Here is an 18,940-nt window from a genome sequence, read left to right on the forward strand (position 1 = left end):
GAAGTGATGCCACTGGCTGTGGGTAGAACAATGGGTTGTAGTGATTTATCGGCGGATTTGTCGGCTAAGATGGTTGTTGGGGTGTTGGCGTGGGCAACTAAGCCTAGGCTAAGAAGAAGTGATAATGAAAGAGTTTTTAAGCCAAAGCCAGTGCCAGCAGCAACACTAAATACTAGCGAACGACTGGTTTTGGTGGTTTGACTGGATTTGCCTTGTGAGCGGGTTTTTTCAGAAACCACGATAAGCTGACCTAAGTTTTTATTAAAAATAACTCGGTAGCACAGGCGGTTCATGACAGACTCCAGTGAATATTTATTTTATGGCAATGTGATAATATCTTAATAATTATGTGATGTTATCATAAATGTTATTAAAATTCAAAGGCGGCAGGGTAGGGCAGGGGTTATGATGGAGTGGGAGCAAGAAGTTTTATTGGTTCAGGTGTTGATTTGATGATTAGATATGGCGGATTTATTAAGTTAAAAATATATTCATTAATAATAAAATTTTATTAAATAATAAAAATACAATGATGATGAATACTTTACGGGTTTAAACAGATAATCCGATTAAGCATGATGGTGTGATATTGTCTTGCTATAATGATAAATTATACTTTATAAACCAATAAGTTAATTTTTATATCGTTCAATCAGTCTTTTAACAAACCACCACATAGGACTTGACTGTGTGGTGGCTAGATGTGCGGTCAATGACCTTCTTTGGCGTGATTTAGGGTGTATTTGGGGATTTCGATCAATAAATCTTCTGTGCCGATAACGCATTGGCAGGATAGGCGAGAGTCTGGTTCAAGCCCCCAAGCACGGTCAAGCAAATCGCCCTCAATGTCGTCCATTTCGTCAAGACTGTCAAAGCCTTGACGGACAATGACATGACAAGTTGTACAAGCTTTTGACATATCGCAAGCGTGTTCAATTTTGATGCCATTATTTAGCATGGCTTCACATAGATTATCGCCTGAATTAACTTCAATGGTTGCACCTTCTGGGCAGATTTCATGATGAGGTAAAATAGTTACAGTGGTCATAATAATCTCTTTTAAATGGCTATGGAATTACCAATCGCTTGTGTGTGTGCCTGCAAGGGCATTTTTGACATTGCTGTCCATAATAACGCTGGCAAAATGATCGCTGTGTGGCTTGAGTGCAGTTATTTGCTTGTCAATTTGAGCCTTGTCATCGGTAGTGATGGCGTGTTTGACGGCTTGTATATGCGTCAGTAGGGTTTGGTGCTGCTCATCAGTTAGCAACTCGGCAAACTCTTCAAGTGCTGAAGTTAGGGCGATAATTTCTCGCTCTGCTTCAACTTTGGTTTCTATTAACATTCGAGCAGCCTTGTCAGCTTGGGCGTGGATAAAGCCAGCCTGTAGCAACTGTTCTTGCTGTTCTTCTGACAGACCATAGCTTGGGCTGACTTGGATTTGGCTCACGACATCAGTGGTGGTCTCTCGTGCCGAAACCGTCAGCTGACCATTGGCATCAATGGCATAGCTAATCTCGATGCGTGCAAAACCTGCTTTCATTGGCGGTATGCCATGCAGCTCAAAGCGTGCCAGACTGCGACAATCCGCAACTGTATCTCGCTCGCCTTGCACGACATGAACCACCATGCCTGTCTGACCATCTTGATGGGTGGTGAAAGTTTGTCGGCGTGTTACAGGAATGGGGGTGTTGCGAGGAATAATCACTTCCACCAAACCGCCCATTGTCTCAACGCCGAGCGATAGCGGTGTTACATCAAGTAGCAGCAAGGCATTATTGGACTGATTAACCAGTTGGTCAGCGGCAATGCTGGCACCGATTGCGACCACTTCGTCAGGATTGATATTGCAAAGCGGTACACGCTCAAAATGCTGCTCGACCGCTCTTCGGATAACGGGCATTCGAGTTGAGCCACCGACCAGAATAATATCGGCAAGAGCTGCTTTGTCAAGTTTGGCATCAAGCAGAACTTGCTCACAGGCTTGCAGCGTACGGCGAATGACAGGCTCAATGATACTGCTTAGTGTCTGATTGTCCAGCGTGGTTTGTAATTTGGTGCCAGCAATGTCAATATCAATCTCAACAGCATCATGATGGCTAAGCTGCTGCTTGTAGTTTTTGCTGACTTTTGCCAAATGGGCTTTTTCGTCATTGCTAATCTCGCTGGGATTTTTATTGGCAGCTTTGATAAGCCAATTGGCAATCAAGCGATCAATATCATCACCACCCAAAGCAGAATTACCACCTGTTGCCAAAACCTCAAAAACGCCATCGGATAAATTCAGCAGCGAAACATCAAAAGTACCACCGCCCAAGTCATAAACCAAATAATTACCGTTGTTGGTATTTTTGTCCAGTCCGTAGGCGATGGCAGCGGCGGTTGGTTCATTAAGTAGCCTTAGTACGGTCAGACCTGCGGCAGTGGCAGCATCTTTGGTGGCCTGTCGCTGTGCATCATCAAAGTAGGCAGGCACGGTAATCACCGCTCCTTGAATGCTGTTTGCTGGCAGGGCGGCTTCGGCGTGGTTTTTTAGGTATTTTAGGATATGAGCCGAAGTTTCTACGGGGGATTTTTCACCTTGTGCGGTAACAAATGCAGGCATGGTATTATGATTGCCTGCCAGTTGATAGGGGTGTGAAAATTTAATGTCTGATTTGGCACGACCCATAAAGCGTTTGGCAGAGATGATGGTGTTTTGGCTGTCGTTGGCGTGTGCCAATGCTGCATTACCAATCAGCGGCGTGTTGCTATTTTTGCCATAATACACCACCGAAGGCAATAGAGGTGAGTTGTCAAAGGGCAGGACATCGGCACGCCCCGAACGCACAACTGCAACCAGTGAGTGTGTTGTACCTAAATCGATGCCCAATGCGTAGCGGTGCTGATGTGGGTTTTTGCTTTGATTGGGTTCGCTGATTTGTAATAAAGACATGATGGTTTCTTAATGCTAAGTTAATTTTGGATAAATTCAGACATACAGTTCATCGTCAGTATTGTCTTTGGCTAGGTTTTCGCTTGTTTTGTTGGCAATATCATCAAGCAGTCTGGCGGTAAATTGCAGTTTTTTGCTGGCATCAATTGCTTGCGACCAATTCTGATTACCATAAGCCTCAATAAAGCGTTGTGCCTGTGCCTGATTGATTAAACCAACCTGCTGTGCAATTTGGGCAAGTTCACCGTTATCAGAGGTATCGTCAAGCTCAATACGCAGCTGCATCATGCTGTCCAAAAACTCCCAATCGGCAATGGATTCTGATGCATCAACAACCACGCCTGATAGTTGCAATAAATAATCAGCACGACTGTCATCAGCCAGCAAAGTTTGATAAGCATGGTTGATAAGAGATGCCTGTTGATTGCTGCCGTGATTGGCAGTATTGCGGTCTGGGTGGTGCTGTTTTTGTAAAGCTAAATGTGCTTGCTTGAGGGCTTGTTTGTCAATATTAAAATCAACAGGCAGACCAAATAAAGCAAAAAAATGAGCATCAGACATAATAAGTTCCGATAATTAACGCAAAATCATCATCAAATAAGCCTTGTCAAGACAATGCTTATCGATAATCCTTAGACGGTGAACGATTCGCCACAGCCACATTCACCCGTTTTATTTGGGTTGCTGAATTTAAAGCCAGAATTTAGCCCTTCGGTAACATAGTCCATCTGTAGACCATTTAGGTATACCAAACTTTTGGGATCGACAAATACCGAGACGCCTTCGCTGACAAAACGCTCATCACTGCTGTCAGGTTTATCAACAAATTCAAGCACATAGGCAAGCCCAGAACAGCCTGCTGTACGCACACCAACACGGATGCCCTCGCCACTACCACGATTTTGCAAAAACTCTTTAACATGTTGAGCGGCACGACTGGTTAGACTGATCATCATTGCTCCTTAGATTGACAAAATGGCAAATCGCCACCAAAGCCCAAGCGATTAGGCTTGAGCTTTGGTTTGGTAATCGGCGATGGCTGCCTTGATGGCATCTTCGGCAAGTACCGAGCAATGCACTTTTACAGGGGGTAGGGCAAGCTCTTCGGCGATGTCTTTGTTTTTGATGGCGGCGGCTTGGTCGAGTGTTTTGCCTTTTAGCCATTCTGTTACCAGTGAGCTTGAGGCAATTGCCGAGCCACAACCATAGGTTTTAAACTTTGCATCTTCGATGATGCCATCGTCGCCAACCTGAATTTGTAGTCGCATAACATCACCACAGGCAGGGGCTCCTACCATACCTGTGCCGACATTTTTGGCGTTTTTGTCAAGATTGCCTACATTGCGAGGATTTTCATAATGGTCAATAACTTTGTCTGAATATGCCATGATTACTCTCTTTTGTTTGTGATTATTGTCAAAAGTTTTAGTGAAAATATGTTGAAATAATCAGCTTTAATAACAATTTTCTTAATTTTTTCTTACAACAGCGTTTGCCAATCGCCTTGCTTGTGTTGTACAAAAGAACCGCTGTTCATTTGTAGCTTTGCTGCGGACAATTCACCAAATTCGCATTTATGATGGGCTGATAAATTGTCCGTTTAAGCAGGATTTTGGTTCAAATTTCACTGCATTTTGCCAAACTGGCAGTCTTATGACTTGTTGTTTTACCCAAGCCATGCGGTCAATCAACTGCCGAGCGATTAATTTGCAAAAGGCGGTGGATTAATGCTCCTGCCATTCAACTTTGCTAAAATCCACGCCTTCTTTGAACATATCCCACAATGGCGAAAGTTCACGCAGTTTATCAACGGCTTCATGGATTTGTGCCAAGACGCGGTCAATGTCTTCTTCGGTGGTGTATCGACCGAAACTAAAGCGAATTGATGAGTGTGCCAATTCATCAGGACGACCGATGGCACGCAATACATAAGACGGCTCAAGGGTGGCTGAGGTACACGCTGAGCCTGATGACACCGCCAAGTCTTTTAGGCTCATCATTAGGCTTTCACCCTCAACGAAGTTGAAGCTGACATTGAGAATGTTTGGCACACCTTGGGTAAGGCTACCGTTTAGATAAACCTCTTCAATGTCTTGCAAGCCTTGCCATAGTTTATCGCGTAGGGCTGTGATGTGTGCATGATCTTCATCAAAGCGTTTGGCAGACAGTTCAAATGCCTCGCCCATGCCGACAATTTGGTGCGTTGGCAATGTGCCAGAACGCATACCTCGCTCATGACCACCACCGTGCTGCTCTGCTTTGATACGGACACGAGGTTTGCGGCTGACATACAATGCACCAATGCCTTTGGGGCCGTAGATTTTATGACCGCTAAAGCTCATCAGGTCTATTTTTAGCTCTGCCAAGTTTAGCTTGATTTTGCCGACGCTTTGAGCTCCATCAACATGAAAAATAATTCCTTTTTCACGGGTGATTTCGCCAATGGCGGCAATGTCGGTAATTGTGCCAAGCTCATTATTGACTGCCATCAGACTTACCAAGATGGTATCAGGGCGAATGGCATCGGCAACTTGGCTTGGGTGAATCAGCCCAGTGCCTTGCTCAGGCTCAAGATAGGTAATCTCAAAGCCTTCGGTCTCTAATTGACGGCAAGTGTCCAAGATGGCTTTGTGCTCAATTTGGCTGGTGATGATGTGCTTGCCACGGCTTTCATAAAAATGTGCCACGCCTTTTAGGGCAAGGTTGTCCGATTCGGTTGCACCGCTGGTAAAGACAATCTCGCGTGGGTCAGCACCGATGGTTTCGGCGATTTGCAAGCGGGCATTTTCGACCGCCTCTTCGGCTTGCCAACCAAAGCCGTGCGAGCGAGAGGCTGGATTGCCAAAGATGCCATCAAAGGTCAGGTATTTTGCCATCTTGTCAGCAACCTCATGGGCAACAGGCGTGGTGGCGGCATAATCTAAATAAATCAAAGAATTCTGGCTCATGCTGGATTTCCAATCAAATTGACAGTTGTGATTTGTGAATTGTCTTTTTTGTTGCCACACAGTCGATGCTCTTGGCGGTCGGCGATGGCTTGGGTATTTTTGGTTTCTAAAAGCTGTGCTAAAGTAACATTTTTTAGATAATTTTCGATATGTATGGATAAGTCATGCCATAGGTCATGTGTCAGGCACATAGAGCCATCTTGGCAGTCGCCTTTGCCGCCACATTGGGTGGCATTGATGCTTTCATCAACGGCGATAATAATGCTCATCACATCAATTTCGTTTAGGGGTTTGGCAAGGTGATAGCCACCTGCCGCCCCGCGCGTGCTATTGACCAAGCCTTTTTTGCGAAGTTTGGAAAATAGTTGCTCAAGATAAGATATGGAGATGGATTGGCGTTTTGCAATGTCGGATAAGGACACAGCACCTTTATGGCGATTCTCTTGGACAGCCAAATCCAAAAGGGCAGTGACGGCATACCGTCCACGAGTTGTCAAACGCATTATAATAATTCCAAAAAAAATTGCCTAATTCCACTTTGGCACAGTGGCCTGTGAAGTTGGGTGGTTAATGTTGCCTATTATAATAATTCCTAGTAAACAGGTCAAGATTAAATCAATAAAAAATCCATCAAATTTTTCAATTTCATGGATTGATTTTATCAATTAATGGTTATTTGCCCAGTCGATGGTTGTTTGTTGCTAGATAAAAAAGTGCAAAACCGTGCTGACAATGGCGGCAAAGGCAGCGACAATCATGGCAACAAAAGTCGATTTTTGTTTGCTGGCAAGCTCGGCCAGTTGAATGGATAGGCGTTTGTTTTCTGTAGATAATGTGTCAATGCGTTCGGCTTGCTCGGCAATTTTTTGTTGATAATCGCTGTTTTGTTTGGCTTGGCTTTCGGCGGTTGGTTTTGGTTTTTGATTGCCTGTAAATTTGGTGATGAGATTTTGGATAGCACCACCAACGCCAACACGCAACAAAAATGCCTTGAAATTCTCAACCATCACAGCTTCACCACGGATTTGTAGCGACTCAATGTGGCTTGGGCTGTGGTTAATAAGTGCATTAACAAGCTGAAAGCTATAAGCATTTACCGTGATCTCGGCATTGACATTGGCTGGCAGCTGACTGTCCAGCAAAACACCACGATAGCCAAAAGTGGCATAGATGGTGGTGTGGGGTAGGTAGGAGCGAATGCAGACCACCGTGCCTGCCTTGGCAAGTGGATAGGCAAGCTGGCGTAACTTCGGATCAAGTCGCAACATCAGAGCAATCGCAGATTCAATAAAAATCAGCACAACGCCAATCAGACTGCGAGAAACGATGCCACCTGCTGGTTGCTGTTCGCTGTCATTTTGTGGCGTTTGGGTTTGTAGTGCGTTTGGGGTATTTGTTGTCATTGATTGTTCCTGATATATTTTTGGTTATAAGCAAGTAAGGCTGCTTGTCGTTTGGCGAATTATTTGCTTGTAGAATTTATCATAATATTGTTGATTTATCCAGTCACCAAGCTGCACTTGGTAGAGTTGATGATAAAATTGGCTGATTTCATAAAATTTGCCAAACTTTGCCAGCTGATTATTTATTTTGATTATCTTACCGCATCTTGATTGAGAAAAATAGCAACTTTTTGCAATTTTTTGCATAAAAATTGGAGAATTGTTGGTTGTTTTTGTTACCATATCCATCACAGTGGTTGCTAATTTGTCAAAATTATCATGTCAGCACGCTGATAATGACTGGTTTGTGCTGCTGATTTTTGTTGGAAAATGGCTTAATTTCTGCAAATTTTCACAAAAAATGCAATTTTTTGTGATTTTCTGCAAATTTTTGTACTTTGGCACTTGTAAAACTTTAGCAATACTTTTAAAATGCGTGTTTAAATACGCTTGGGAAACTTAAGCAATATTTTAATTGTTAAATCCATTACATGAGGATAGGTTATGAATAAGTCAGAATTGGTTGATAATATTGCAAGCCTTGCAGGTCTAACCAAAGATCAAGCCACCAAAGCATTGAATGCTTTCACTGAAAGTGTACAAGATGCACTGCAACGCGGTGATTCTGTTACTTTGGTTGGTTTTGGTACTTTTAGCGTTAAGGAGCGTCAAGCACGCACTGGTCGTAACCCAAAAACGCTTGAAACCATCGAAATCCCTGCAAGCAAAGTACCAAGCTTCAAAGCAGGCAAAGGTCTAAAAGACGCTGTAAACTAATACCAGCAATCAAGCTGTAATATATCTAAAAAGCTACCCTTTGGTGGCTTTTTATTTTGCCAAGATGATGATGGCTGGATATTTTTGCAAAGTTACAAAAAGTATTTTGAGAAATGACAAAAATTAGCGTATTATAGTAAGGTTTATATTGACTACTTGACAAGAGCAAAGTGTAATCCTATGGAAAAAATGCGGAATTTCTTAAACAGTTGGCCGGGTCGCTTGGTGCTGATTGGTACTTTGGTGCCGATGGCGTTTTTGGGCGTTGGGACTTTTGGTGGCTCTAAGATTAAGCCAAATGAGCTGATTAAGGTTGGCGACCGAGTGGTTGATGTTAGCACTTTTCAGGCAGAATTAAATGCCGAACGCAATGCGTTGATTGAGTCGGGTGTTGATGCCAGCCTGATTGACGAGCAGGCGTTAATACAGATTGTGCTAAAGCGTCTGACCGATAAGGCATTGCTTGAAAATCAGGCTTCGGTGCTTGGCATGACGGTGTCAGATGAGATGATTACGCAGCTGTTGCAACAATTTCCTGTCTTTCAGGACAATGGGCAGTTTTCTAATGAAAAATTTGCCAGCTATTTGCAACAAAATGGGCTGACCAAAGATGTGCTGTTTCAAATTGAGCGACTTCGCCTGAGCCTGCGTCAGTTAATCACCAGCATTTTGGGGACGGCTATTTATCCAGACAGTCAAGTTTCAAGATTGATTGATTTGCAGCTAGAATCACGAGAAGTGTGGGTGAATCGTTATAAATGGCAGGATTATGCCGATCAGGTGTCGGTCAGCGATGCAGAAATTCAGGCGTATTTTGAGCAAAATAAACAATCGCTCACCAAGTCTGCAACGGTTGATTTGAGCTATATTGAGCTTGATGCCAGCCAATTAAAAGTCGATGAGCCAAGCGAGGAGGAGATTCGTGCTCAGCAAGCTGCTTATTTAAAAGAAAACGGCATTAATGCTGGCCCGCAATTGGCTCAAATTTTATTAACAGGAGCAGATGCCGAAGAGCGTGCCAAGCAGATTCGGGCAAAGCTAGATGCAGGCGAATCGTTTGAGGTACTTGCCAAGCAATATTCCGATGACCCAAGTGGGGCAAATGGCGGCGATATTGGCACATTTAACCCCAATGTTTTTGGTAATGATGGGGTGGCTATCGAGCGTGCATTGTCTGGATTGGGTGTGGGTCAGGTTAGTCAGCCTGTCAAAAGTGGATTTGGCTATCATATTTTTAAAATTACCAAACTCAATGACAATTCGGCGATTTTGGCAAATGCACGCAATGAATTGCTGGCTCGTGCGGTGCAATTTAAGCGATCTCAAGCCTTTGAGGAATTGTCAGCAAAAATCAACACAATGGCGACCGATGGCATGGGTGCAGCAGATATTGCCAAGCAAACAGGGCTGACAGTTGCCCAAATAGCCGCTTATCCACAAACAGACAATGACACAGCACTGAACCAGCCTGCGATTATTGCTGCGGCTTTTGATGATTTCACCATTCAAAATCAAGGTGTCAGCCCGAATATTTTGATTGGTGAGAAAAATATTTGGCTGCAACCAAGCAATTATCAGCCGGCACGTGCCTTGAGCTTTGATGAAGCAAAACCTGTGATTAAGCAGCGATTAATTCAGCAAAAAGCCAGCAAACTTGCAATGGCAGCGGCACAGCAAGCAGTAGAGGCGGCAAAAGCATCACCAGCAGAGCTTGCCAGATTGACAACGCCAAGTGCTAATATTGGCATGAGTACACGCATCAATCCCTTGCTTGATTCGCTTGAGCTGGCAAGTTTATTCTTGAACCAAAGCGGTAACGATAAAGATGTCTGGGCGGTACAAACTGAGTCAGGAGCAAGCGTGATTGTCGGTGGCAAGGTGCAAAAAAGTAGTGAAAGTCCGCTGTCTGCCGAAGATCGTATGCGTGTTGTTGCGGTGATTCGTGATAATATCGGTGCAGATCAATTGGAAGATTATGTGCATTATCTGCGACAAAGTAGCGAAGTGGTCATCAATGAAGATGCCCTCAAAGCTCAGCAGCGATAATCTTAACAAAAACCTTAAAGTTAAACTTTAAGGTTTTTTTGATTACAAATAATCGTGCTGCAAATACTTGGCAGATGTGGCAGGGTGGATTGATTTGTCAAATTAAGAATTATCAAAAAAAACGGTGCATGAACACCGTTTTTGGTTTGTGTAATTAATGTCTAAAATGACGCATGCCAGTAAAGACCATGGCAATGCCGTGTTCATTAGCAGCGGCAATCACTTCATCATCACGCACCGAACCACCCGGTTGAATGATACATTTGATGCCAGCGGCGGCGGCGTTGTCTATACCATCACGGAATGGAAAGAAGGCATCTGATGCCATGACGGCACCTGCAACGCTTAAGCCTGCGTGTTCTGCCTTAATCGCGGCAATGCGAGCAGAATTGACACGGCTCATTTGTCCTGCACCAACACCGATGGTTTGTCGATTTTTGGCGTAGACAATGGCATTAGATTTGACATATTTGGCAACTTTCCATGCAAAAATCAAATCATCAAGCTCGGCATCTGTAGGTGCTTTTTCGGTAACGACTGTTAAGTCAGACTTATCAATCATGCCCAAATCTTGCTCTTGTACCAACAGACCGCCTGTAACACGCTTAAAGTCAAATTGAGCATGGCGTGCGTTGATGTCTGGCAATTCACCACAGGTGAGTAGGCGGACATTTTTTTTGCTGGCGACAATCTCAGCCACACCGTCTGCTACTGTTGGAGCGATAATCACCTCAACAAATTGACGGTCGATGATTGCTTGGGCGGTGGCGGTATCCAGCTGGCGGTTGAAGGCAATAATACCGCCAAAAGCTGACTCTGGGTCGGTTGCATAGGCCAAATCATAAGCCTGCAAGATGCCTTGTTCGCTCACCGCAACACCGCATGGGTTGGCGTGTTTGACGATAACGCAAGCTGGCTTGGCAAAGGATTTGACACATTCTAGGGCAGCATCAGTATCGGCGATGTTATTATAAGAAAGCTCTTTGCCTTGCAACTGCTTGGCGGTGGCGATGGATGCCTCACTGGCATGATTTTCTACATAAAATGCTGCCGTTTGGTGGGGGTTCTCGCCATAGCGTAATTCTTGTGCCTTGATAAATTGCTGGTTGAAGGTGCGAGGGTACTGGCTTGTGGCATCAGCATTATCTGGGTTGTTATTAGCCGTGTCTGTTGGTAGGCGAGCACCTAGCCAGCTGGCAATCATACCGTCATAAGCAGCCGTGTGTTCAAATGCTTTCACCGCCAAGTCAAAACGAGTCGCATGGCTTAGATCGTTTTGATTGTTTAGTTCATCTAATACACGGTTGTAGTCATTTGGGCTGGTGATGATGGCGACATGGGCGTGATTTTTGGCAGCAGAACGCACCATGGCAGGGCCGCCGATGTCAATATTTTCAATGGCATCGCTCATGCTAACATTGGGCTTGGCGATGGTTGCGGCAAAAGGATACAAATTGACTGCAACGATATCAATGCGGTCAATGCCATGCTCTGCCATAACGCCATCATCAACACCACGGCGACCCAAGATGCCACCGTGAATTTTTGGGTGCAAGGTTTTGACACGGCCGTCCATCATTTCGCTAAAGCCTGTATGTGCCGAAACTTCAAGGGCATCAATACCATTCTCCGTCAGCAGTTTATAAGTTCCACCTGTGGACAAAATATCAAAACCTGCCTTGATAAGACCTTGGGCAAATTCAACAATGCCTGCTTTGTCAGATACGGACAATAGGGCAAAACGCTTTTGATTCATAATTCAACCTAATAAATTTATTGAGATTTTTTTGTCAATAGCATTGACTGTCGATGTGATACCATCGATGATTGAGCATAAAATAATACCATTGATTACCAAATTTATAAAGTGCCAAGCCGTGATTTGTTGTGTTTTTTAGCAAAAACAGTCATCATGAGCGGGCTTGATTGCTGATACTGTTAGCAAATTGATTGGCTAAAATCAACCTTGGTAGTGCAAGCAATTACCAGTCAATGCAATCTGGATCTTGGTGATTATGGCTGCGGCTGTAAAGAAAATAAAAAACTGCCCAATGTGGGCAGTTGGCATGCGATTTACAGCAGGCGATATGATTTTAATTTGGTGCGTAAAGTTCCTCGATTTAGCCCCAAAATTTTTGCTGCTTTGGATTGATTGCCGCGAGTGTGCTTTAAGGTGGCAATTAGCAAGGGTTTTTCTAATTCTGCCAAAAAAATCTCATACAGATTGTTTGCCTTTGCATCGCCCAAAGCGGCAAAATATCGCTGTGCGGCATCTTCAACATGGACATGGAGAGGGATGGTGTTTTCGGTTTGTGTTGTCATTGTTATACTCGTAAGTTTATCCAAAGAATTTATCAATGCAATTAAATATTTAAATAAAACAAAAGCAACTCATTTATGTCATTTTTGACAGAAATTGCGACTAATGTTAGCAAAGCATTGTCAATTTGGCTATGATTTTTGTGTTATGATATGTAGCAAGTTTGTAAATATTTATTTTTTGATACCGCTTAAGCGATGCCAATGATGATCGTTGTCATTATCATAACAAAATGGAGCGTCAAGCTCAAAATAAGGACGATAAGCGTCTTCAACCTCTTGAGTCTGTGATTGAATCAACCCTGCCAGCACTATCGAGCCGTGTGGCTTTAATAATTGCTGAAAAGTTGGGGCAAAATGAATCAGCGGCTTTGCCAAAATATTGGCAGTGATGGTATCGGCAAGCTCGTCATGTGTGTTGCGATACTGGTTAAACTCTTCTGGCAAAAATGCAATGAGCTTGTCAGCAACACCGTTTAGCTCGGCATTTTGGCGTGTGGCAAGGATTGCCTGTGGGTCAATGTCCACCGCCAGCACTTGTCTTGCACCCAGCAATAGGGCTGCCACGCCCAAAACCCCCGAGCCACAACCATAGTCAATCACCAATTTATCTGCCAAATCTTGCTTGGCAAGCCAGTCTAGACACAGTCGGGTGGTGGCATGATAGCCAGTACCAAAAGCCAGACCTGGGTCAAGGATAATGTTGATTGCTGTCTTATCAGGCGGACTGAGCCACTCAGGAACAATCCATAAATTATCTGCACATTGAATGGGCTTATAATGGCTCATCCATTCGCGTGTCCAGTCTTTATCATCAAGCCGTGTCAGCCAAAATCTCGAAGCCTGAACCTCGGCTGCAATGGAGGCTGCTAGGCTTTCAAAATCCATGCCTGCCAAGCTGTCATCGCTGTTGGTATCAAAAATAGCGGTCAGTATCACTTGCGACCACAGTGGCTCTTCGCCAGGCAATGGCTCAAACAATGGTTCATCGCCAGCATCTTCTAGCAAGATGGAGACGGCACCTGATTCATAAAACAATGCCTCAGCAAGCTCAACAGTAGATTGTGGGCATTGTAGGTGAAGTTGTTGCCAAGACATAGATTTCCTCAATAAAATAACCGATATTGTGCGATGATTGCGGCACAAACAAGTTGTGTGGTGGCAAATCTTACCAAATTTGCACCATTATAACAAAATTATCAGACAATCGCCAAATCCTTACCAAGTAGGCGTTTCATCTGTGCTGATTTGCTCTTCCCAAAGTATTGGCTCGCCATCATCGGCATCCATATCGTCAAAATTATCCTCATTTATCATCTCATCTGGCATGGAGGTTGTCGGACTGGCATCGGTGCAATCGACTGTCTGATAGGGTAGATAACTGTCAATGACAGGCAACCAAACGGCGTTTGGGCAGTTGGCTTGGGTGGGCAGTCCAAGATTGCCATCAAGCCATCGCCAGCTAACGCCAGCAGGCAGCGGCAAATTTACCGCAGTCAATGTCAATCTGTTCATATAATCTGTCCAAATTGGCAAAGCTCCTTGACCGCCTGTCAAGCCAATGGGTTTGTTGTCATCACGACCAACCCAGACGACACTGACATAGTTGCCACTATAACCAGCAAACCAAGCATCACGATTGTCATTGGTTGTGCCTGTTTTGCCAGCCAAGCCCAGATTGCCACTGATGGCATTGGCTGATTTGGCAGTGCCAGTGCGAACCACTTCTTGCAGACCATAATTGAGCAGATAAACCGCCTCAGGCGATGCACGAAATTGCTGCTTATTTTGAGTGCGTTGCAGTACCCGACCTTTGTCATCAATCACAGCATTGATGGTGTGAATCGGTGTATAAGCACCACCGTTGGCAAAAATCTGATACATACCAAGCACCTGCATGGGCGATAAATCCACTGCCCCAAGGAGTACCGAAGGGTAGGGGGTGATTTGGCTGGTGATGGATAGATTGCTCATTTGTGTCAAAAAATTATCCAAGCCTAATTGCATACCAGTATTTACCGCTGCTTGGTTGTAAGAGTTTGCCAGTGCTGTTATCAATGGCACGCTGCCATAGGAAGTGCCGCCATAGTTTTTGGGTGTCCATGGGCGATTGCCGTTATTATAACTGACTGGGCTGTCATTGACAGGGGTGCTTAGGTTGTAATTGCCAGACTGTAGGGCGGTCAGATAAATCGCAGGCTTAAGCAACGAGCCGACTTGTCTTTTGGCATCAATGGCACGGTTAAAACCTGTAAACTGACTGCCGCTACCAACCAAAGCAACCAGCTCGCCTGTTGCTGGATTGGCACTGACGATGGCTCCTTGCAGGGTTTTGGTGGCATCAGAGTGCTTGCGTAATTTGTCAAGTTGTGTCTGCATGGCGGTGTCAGCGGCCTGCTGTGCCAGTGGGTTGAGTGTTGAAATAATACGCAGCCCACGATTTTGCAAATCATCTTGGCGATAATAGCTGTTCAGCTCTCGTTGCACTGCATCAACAAAATCAGGAAATCTTGGTCTGGCGATGGTTGGTGTCTTGACTACACCTAGGGGGCGTTTTATTGCTTCTTGGTAGCGTTGCTCGTTAATTTTTCCTGTAACAAGCATATTATTTAGCACGATATTTCTGCGTGCCAAAGCTCGCTCGGGGTTGTTTCTGGGGTTATAATAACTTGGGCCTTTGGCAATACCAACAAGCAAGGCGTACTGCTCAAGGCTTAGCTCACTTAAAGGTTTATTAAAATAAAATTCAGCTGCAATTGCAAATCCATTAACAGAGCGGTTGCCATTTTGCCCCAAATTAATTTCGTTAAGATAAGCCAGCAAAATCTCATCTTTATCATAGCGTGCCTCAAGCAGCACCGCCATGATTGCTTCGTTGATTTTTCGCTTAAGGGTGCGATCAGAATTAAGGTAAAAATTCTTAATCAGCTGCTGAGTGATGGTTGAGCCACCCTGTGTGGGTTTGCCGAGCAGATTGGCAAGCATGGCACGGCTAATGCCACGCAGCGATAAGCCATAATGCTTATAAAAGTTGCGATCTTCGGTGGCGATGAGTGCATCGATGAATTCTTGGGGTGTGCTGTTTTTATCAATGAGTTTGCGGTCTTCGTTATTTTTGGGATAAATGCCACCAATCTTGACAGGCTCAAGCCGAACCATGCCACGCGTGTTGGCAGCACTGCTTAGCAGCTTGGTGATGGTGTTGTTTTCAAATACCAGCTCAACCAATTGCTCTGCTTGAATGTCATTATCGCCATAATCAAAGCTACGCAGATAAATTCGGTAACGGTTGCCAGTATTTTGATAATGACCTGTTTTGTTGCTGCTGCTTTTGCTGTAGTTTAATAATTTTAGCCAAGATTCAAGCTCATCTGCCGAGAGGCTTGCCCCTTGATACAGTGGCAGAGGGCGAGAATATAAAGTGGCAGGAATGTCCCATCGGCGACTTTCAAATTTTTTAATGACAGTGGTGTTTAGATAAACTGCATAAAATGCCAAAACCACCAGTGTCAGCAACAAGACAATAACCAGCGTGCTGACAATAAAGCCCGAGCGGTGTTTGGGTGAGTAGGGCGTAAAGTTTGACACAATAAATCCCCAAGTCAAAAATAATACTATCACCCAAATTGCATAAATTTTCAAGCGAAAATTTTATTATTTTTATTTATATAAATTATCTTTTTATTTTTATTAATTATTACCGCCATACCAAAGTTGACTTGTTGGGATAAACTTTGTTTTGCTGTGCTATAATAGACAAGATAAGTGCAACCAGTGTGTTTTTATGAGCAATGACGATATCACCCCTAAGGCTACTACAAAAATCCACGAAACGGATTTTGATGAAATTGAACAAAGTCTGATATTGCCCGCCGAAGGCAGTTGTTTTCATTGTGGTGAGATTTTGCCCAAAGAGCCATTTTTTACGCTGATTTTTGCTCGCCAGCGAGCGATGTGTTGCTTGGGGTGTCAATTGGCCGCCCAAAGTATCGTTGAGGCGGGATTGTCGCAATATTATCTTGATCGCCGTGAAATCAGCCCAACTGCCAGCTTGCCTGATGCCATCAATTTTGAGGCGTATAATCACGATGATATTAAAAAACAATTTATTTATCATGAAAATGGTGGCAGTACGGCAGAATTGTCGGTTGCCAACTTAAAATGTGCAGCCTGCACTTGGCTCATAGAAACGCGGCTGCGGTCAATGAATGGTGTCAAAGCCTGTCAGGTGAACCTAACCCAGCAGCGAATGCGAGTCAATTGGGACGAGGGCGAGCTGTCTATCGCCGATATTTTAAAGGCGGTGCATTCGGTGGGCTATGATGCCAAGCCCTATCGCCAAGACACGCACGAAGCGATGCTAAAACGACAAAATAAACAAATGCTGATTCGCTTGGGCGTGGCGGCACTAGGAGCGATGCAGGCGATGATGTTCTCCATCGGTATTTATTTTGGCGATTATAGTGGTATGCTTAATGAGCATCGTGATTTTTTGCGTTATGTGGCATTGTTTGTCAGCATTCCTGTGTTTTTTTATTCGGGCGTGCCATTTTTTGCCTCAGCGTATAATGCTGTGCGAGCCAAACAAATCAACATGGATGTGCCTGTATCTATTGCACTGATTTTGACTTTTTTTGCCAGTTTGTATGCCACCATCACAGGCGTGGGCGAGACTTATTTTGACTCGGTGTCCATGTTTATTTTCTTTTTGTTGGCTGGGCGATATATTGAACAAAATGCTCGGCTCAAGGCATCAAACATGGCGTCAGATTTGGTGGTGATTGAGCCGCTGCTGGTACAAAAAATCACCCAAGCGGAAAATCTGATTGCAAATCTTAATGAGCAAAATCTTACCAAAAATACCATCTGTCGCTGGCTTGATGAGGTGGATTTGCCCAGTCAAATCAACCGCACGCTTGACGAAAAAGTGCTGGCTCAAAGTGTCAAAATTGGTGATGTGGTTGCCATTGAGGCAGGCTCACAGATTGTTGCCGATGGTATTTTATTGTCGCAGGAGGCGACGGTGTCGCAGAGTTTGCTGACTGGTGAGAGCGATTTGATTGTCAAGCAATGCGGCGATGTGCTGGTTGGCGGTTCGCAAAATGACAGTCAGCCATTGATTATGCTGGTTACGGCAGATGTGGATAATAGCCAAATCGCCTTGATTGATCGCTTGATGAACCGAGCGATGAGCGAAAAACCAAAAATCGCCCAAGATGCTGATCGTATGGCACGCTGGTTCGTGGCACGGGTGTTGGTGCTGTCGTTGCTGGTGTTTGCGGTTTGGTATTTTATTGATCCGAAGCAAGCACTGTGGGCGACTGTGGCGGTGCTGGTGGCAACTTGTCCTTGTGCATTGTCTTTGGCAACACCGATTGCTTTGACGGTAGCAACCAATCGCTTATCGGCTTTGGGATTTTTGCCGACACGAGGGCATACGGTGCAGACTTTGGCAGCGGTTAGTCATGTGGCTTTTGACAAGACAGGCACATTGACCATGGGGCAGGCGAATTTGCTGGCGGTGGTTACTGATGCCACCACTGATGAATCGCTGGCGATTGCGGCAGCACTGGAGGTTGGCAGTCGCCACCCTGTTGCCAAGGCACTATTGACGGCGGCACGCAATTTGCATTTGCCACAAGTTGATGACTTGAGTCATCATGCAGCAGGCGGCATTGAAGGCGTGGTAAACGGACAGCGTTATCGCATTGGCCATGCCAGCTTTGTCAGTGATGGCGATTCGCAAAAGGCAGATTTTGTATTTGGCAAATTTGCCGAACAATTGCAGGAATATCAGGCAAACCTTTCGGTATTACTATCGGTTTGGCGGCAGGGGCGTTGGCAATTGATTGCTCGGTTTTATTTTAATGACCCAATCCGTAGCGATGCCAGAGCATTGGTGCAATCGCTCAACAAGCGTGGTATCAAAACCTTAATGCTGACAGGCGACCCCAATCCCAATGCACTCAAGGTGGCAGAAACACTGGGCATTGACGAGGTGTATTATGGATTGACTGCTGAGGATAAAGTCAATCATATCAAGAAGTTGCAGGAAAATGGCCATCAGGTGCTGATGGTTGGTGATGGCATTAATGATGCACCTGTGCTGGCAGCAGCCAATGTCTCTACCGCCATCGCAGGAGCGGCGGATTTGGCACAGGTATCCAGCGACAGTGTTTTGTTGGGTGGACGGTTGGCGGTGATTCATCAGGCGATAGCTGTTTCGTCCAAGACGCATACGATTATTCGACAAAATTTACGCTGGGCATTGATTTATAACACTGCTGTGCTGATTCCTGCGGCACTTGGTTATGTGCCACCTTGGCTTGCGGCGATTGGTATGTCTTTGTCAAGTTTGGCAGTGGTGATGAATGCCATGAGAATCCGCCGAGCGGCCGCTTAGATTGGTTTATTTTGTTGCAACTGGCAGGCTTGACCACCAGATGGTGAAGGGGTTTGTGCTTTGATATTGC

17 protein-coding genes are annotated in these 18,940 nt (G+C 44.8%); 3 read left to right on the forward strand and 14 right to left on the reverse strand.

The features are described from left to right. The 10 genes from BW928_RS05705 to BW928_RS05750 form a co-directional block, all read right to left on the reverse strand. Positions 1-293: ESPR domain-containing protein (locus tag BW928_RS05705; protein ID WP_144295805.1), on the reverse strand; the 293-nt coding region annotated here is incomplete at its 3' end. A gap of 416 nt (positions 294-709) precedes the next feature. Then, positions 710-1,048 carry an ISC system 2Fe-2S type ferredoxin gene (gene fdx, locus BW928_RS05710; RefSeq protein ID WP_076555283.1) on the reverse strand — a complete coding sequence of 113 codons (339 nt, stop codon included), beginning with the start codon at positions 1,046-1,048 and terminating at the stop codon, positions 710-712. 27 nt (positions 1,049-1,075) lie between these two features. After that, positions 1,076-2,935 carry a Fe-S protein assembly chaperone HscA gene (hscA, locus tag BW928_RS05715; RefSeq protein ID WP_076555284.1) on the reverse strand — a complete coding sequence of 620 codons (1,860 nt, stop codon included), beginning with the start codon at positions 2,933-2,935 and terminating at the stop codon, positions 1,076-1,078. 36 nt (positions 2,936-2,971) lie between these two features. Then, positions 2,972-3,496 carry a Fe-S protein assembly co-chaperone HscB gene (hscB, locus tag BW928_RS05720; protein ID WP_076555285.1) on the reverse strand — a complete coding sequence of 175 codons (525 nt, stop codon included), beginning with the start codon at positions 3,494-3,496 and terminating at the stop codon, positions 2,972-2,974. 71 nt (positions 3,497-3,567) lie between these two features. Then, on the reverse strand, positions 3,568-3,888 hold the full coding sequence (gene iscA / locus BW928_RS05725; RefSeq protein ID WP_076555286.1) for an iron-sulfur cluster assembly protein IscA: 321 nt from the start codon (positions 3,886-3,888) through the stop codon (positions 3,568-3,570). Positions 3,889-3,939: 51 nt separating this feature from the next. Beyond that, positions 3,940-4,323: a Fe-S cluster assembly scaffold IscU gene (iscU, locus tag BW928_RS05730; protein ID WP_076555287.1), complete on the reverse strand. Its 384-nt coding sequence runs from the start codon at positions 4,321-4,323 to the stop codon at positions 3,940-3,942. A gap of 336 nt (positions 4,324-4,659) precedes the next feature. After that, the gene (locus BW928_RS05735; protein WP_076555288.1) at positions 4,660-5,883 is read right to left on the reverse strand and encodes an IscS subfamily cysteine desulfurase; all 1,224 of its coding nucleotides are present in this window, start codon (positions 5,881-5,883) and stop codon (positions 4,660-4,662) included. Continuing rightward, positions 5,880-6,386: an Rrf2 family transcriptional regulator gene (locus BW928_RS05740; RefSeq protein WP_076555289.1), complete on the reverse strand. Its 507-nt coding sequence runs from the start codon at positions 6,384-6,386 to the stop codon at positions 5,880-5,882. The genes BW928_RS05735 and BW928_RS05740 overlap by 4 nt, the downstream gene beginning before the upstream one ends. Before the next feature lie 198 nt (positions 6,387-6,584). After that, positions 6,585-7,286: a hypothetical protein gene (locus tag BW928_RS05745; RefSeq protein ID WP_227516559.1), complete on the reverse strand. Its 702-nt coding sequence runs from the start codon at positions 7,284-7,286 to the stop codon at positions 6,585-6,587. 24 nt (positions 7,287-7,310) lie between these two features. Continuing rightward, on the reverse strand, positions 7,311-7,577 hold the full coding sequence (locus tag BW928_RS05750; RefSeq protein ID WP_143821546.1) for a hypothetical protein: 267 nt from the start codon (positions 7,575-7,577) through the stop codon (positions 7,311-7,313). A 252-nt stretch (positions 7,578-7,829) separates the two neighbouring features. On the opposite strand from BW928_RS05750, the gene hbs reads away from it, so the two are divergent. Continuing rightward, on the forward strand, positions 7,830-8,102 hold the full coding sequence (gene hbs / locus BW928_RS05755) for a non-specific DNA-binding protein Hbs (RefSeq protein ID WP_076555291.1): 273 nt from the start codon (positions 7,830-7,832) through the stop codon (positions 8,100-8,102). Between the two features lie 180 nt (positions 8,103-8,282). Continuing rightward, positions 8,283-10,148 (forward strand): SurA N-terminal domain-containing protein, encoded by a 1,866-nt coding sequence (locus tag BW928_RS05760; protein ID WP_076555292.1) that lies wholly within the window; start codon positions 8,283-8,285, stop codon positions 10,146-10,148. Positions 10,149-10,302: 154 nt separating this feature from the next. On the opposite strand, the gene purH is transcribed toward BW928_RS05760, so the two are convergent. From purH to mrcB, 4 genes are all read right to left on the reverse strand, one after another. Further along, positions 10,303-11,904 (reverse strand): bifunctional phosphoribosylaminoimidazolecarboxamide formyltransferase/IMP cyclohydrolase, encoded by a 1,602-nt coding sequence (gene purH, locus BW928_RS05765; protein ID WP_076555293.1) that lies wholly within the window; start codon positions 11,902-11,904, stop codon positions 10,303-10,305. A 317-nt stretch (positions 11,905-12,221) separates the two neighbouring features. Next, the gene (locus BW928_RS05770) at positions 12,222-12,470 is read right to left on the reverse strand and encodes a helix-turn-helix domain-containing protein (protein ID WP_076555294.1); all 249 of its coding nucleotides are present in this window, start codon (positions 12,468-12,470) and stop codon (positions 12,222-12,224) included. Positions 12,471-12,641: 171 nt separating this feature from the next. Further along, positions 12,642-13,565 (reverse strand): 50S ribosomal protein L11 methyltransferase, encoded by a 924-nt coding sequence (prmA, locus tag BW928_RS05775; protein WP_076555295.1) that lies wholly within the window; start codon positions 13,563-13,565, stop codon positions 12,642-12,644. Between the two features lie 120 nt (positions 13,566-13,685). Beyond that, positions 13,686-16,109, reverse strand: coding sequence for a penicillin-binding protein 1B (gene mrcB, locus BW928_RS05780; protein ID WP_078310460.1), 2,424 nt, complete (start codon positions 16,107-16,109; stop codon positions 13,686-13,688). A gap of 142 nt (positions 16,110-16,251) precedes the next feature. Here mrcB and BW928_RS05785 point away from each other — a divergent pair, with 142 nt between their 5' ends. Beyond that, positions 16,252-18,870: a heavy metal translocating P-type ATPase gene (locus BW928_RS05785; RefSeq protein WP_076555296.1), complete on the forward strand. Its 2,619-nt coding sequence runs from the start codon at positions 16,252-16,254 to the stop codon at positions 18,868-18,870. Positions 18,871-18,940: the final 70 nt, after the last annotated feature.

The sequence above is a fragment of the Moraxella cuniculi DSM 21768 genome, assembly GCF_900156515.1.
Taxonomy (GTDB): Bacteria; Pseudomonadota; Gammaproteobacteria; order Pseudomonadales; family Moraxellaceae; genus Moraxella; species Moraxella cuniculi.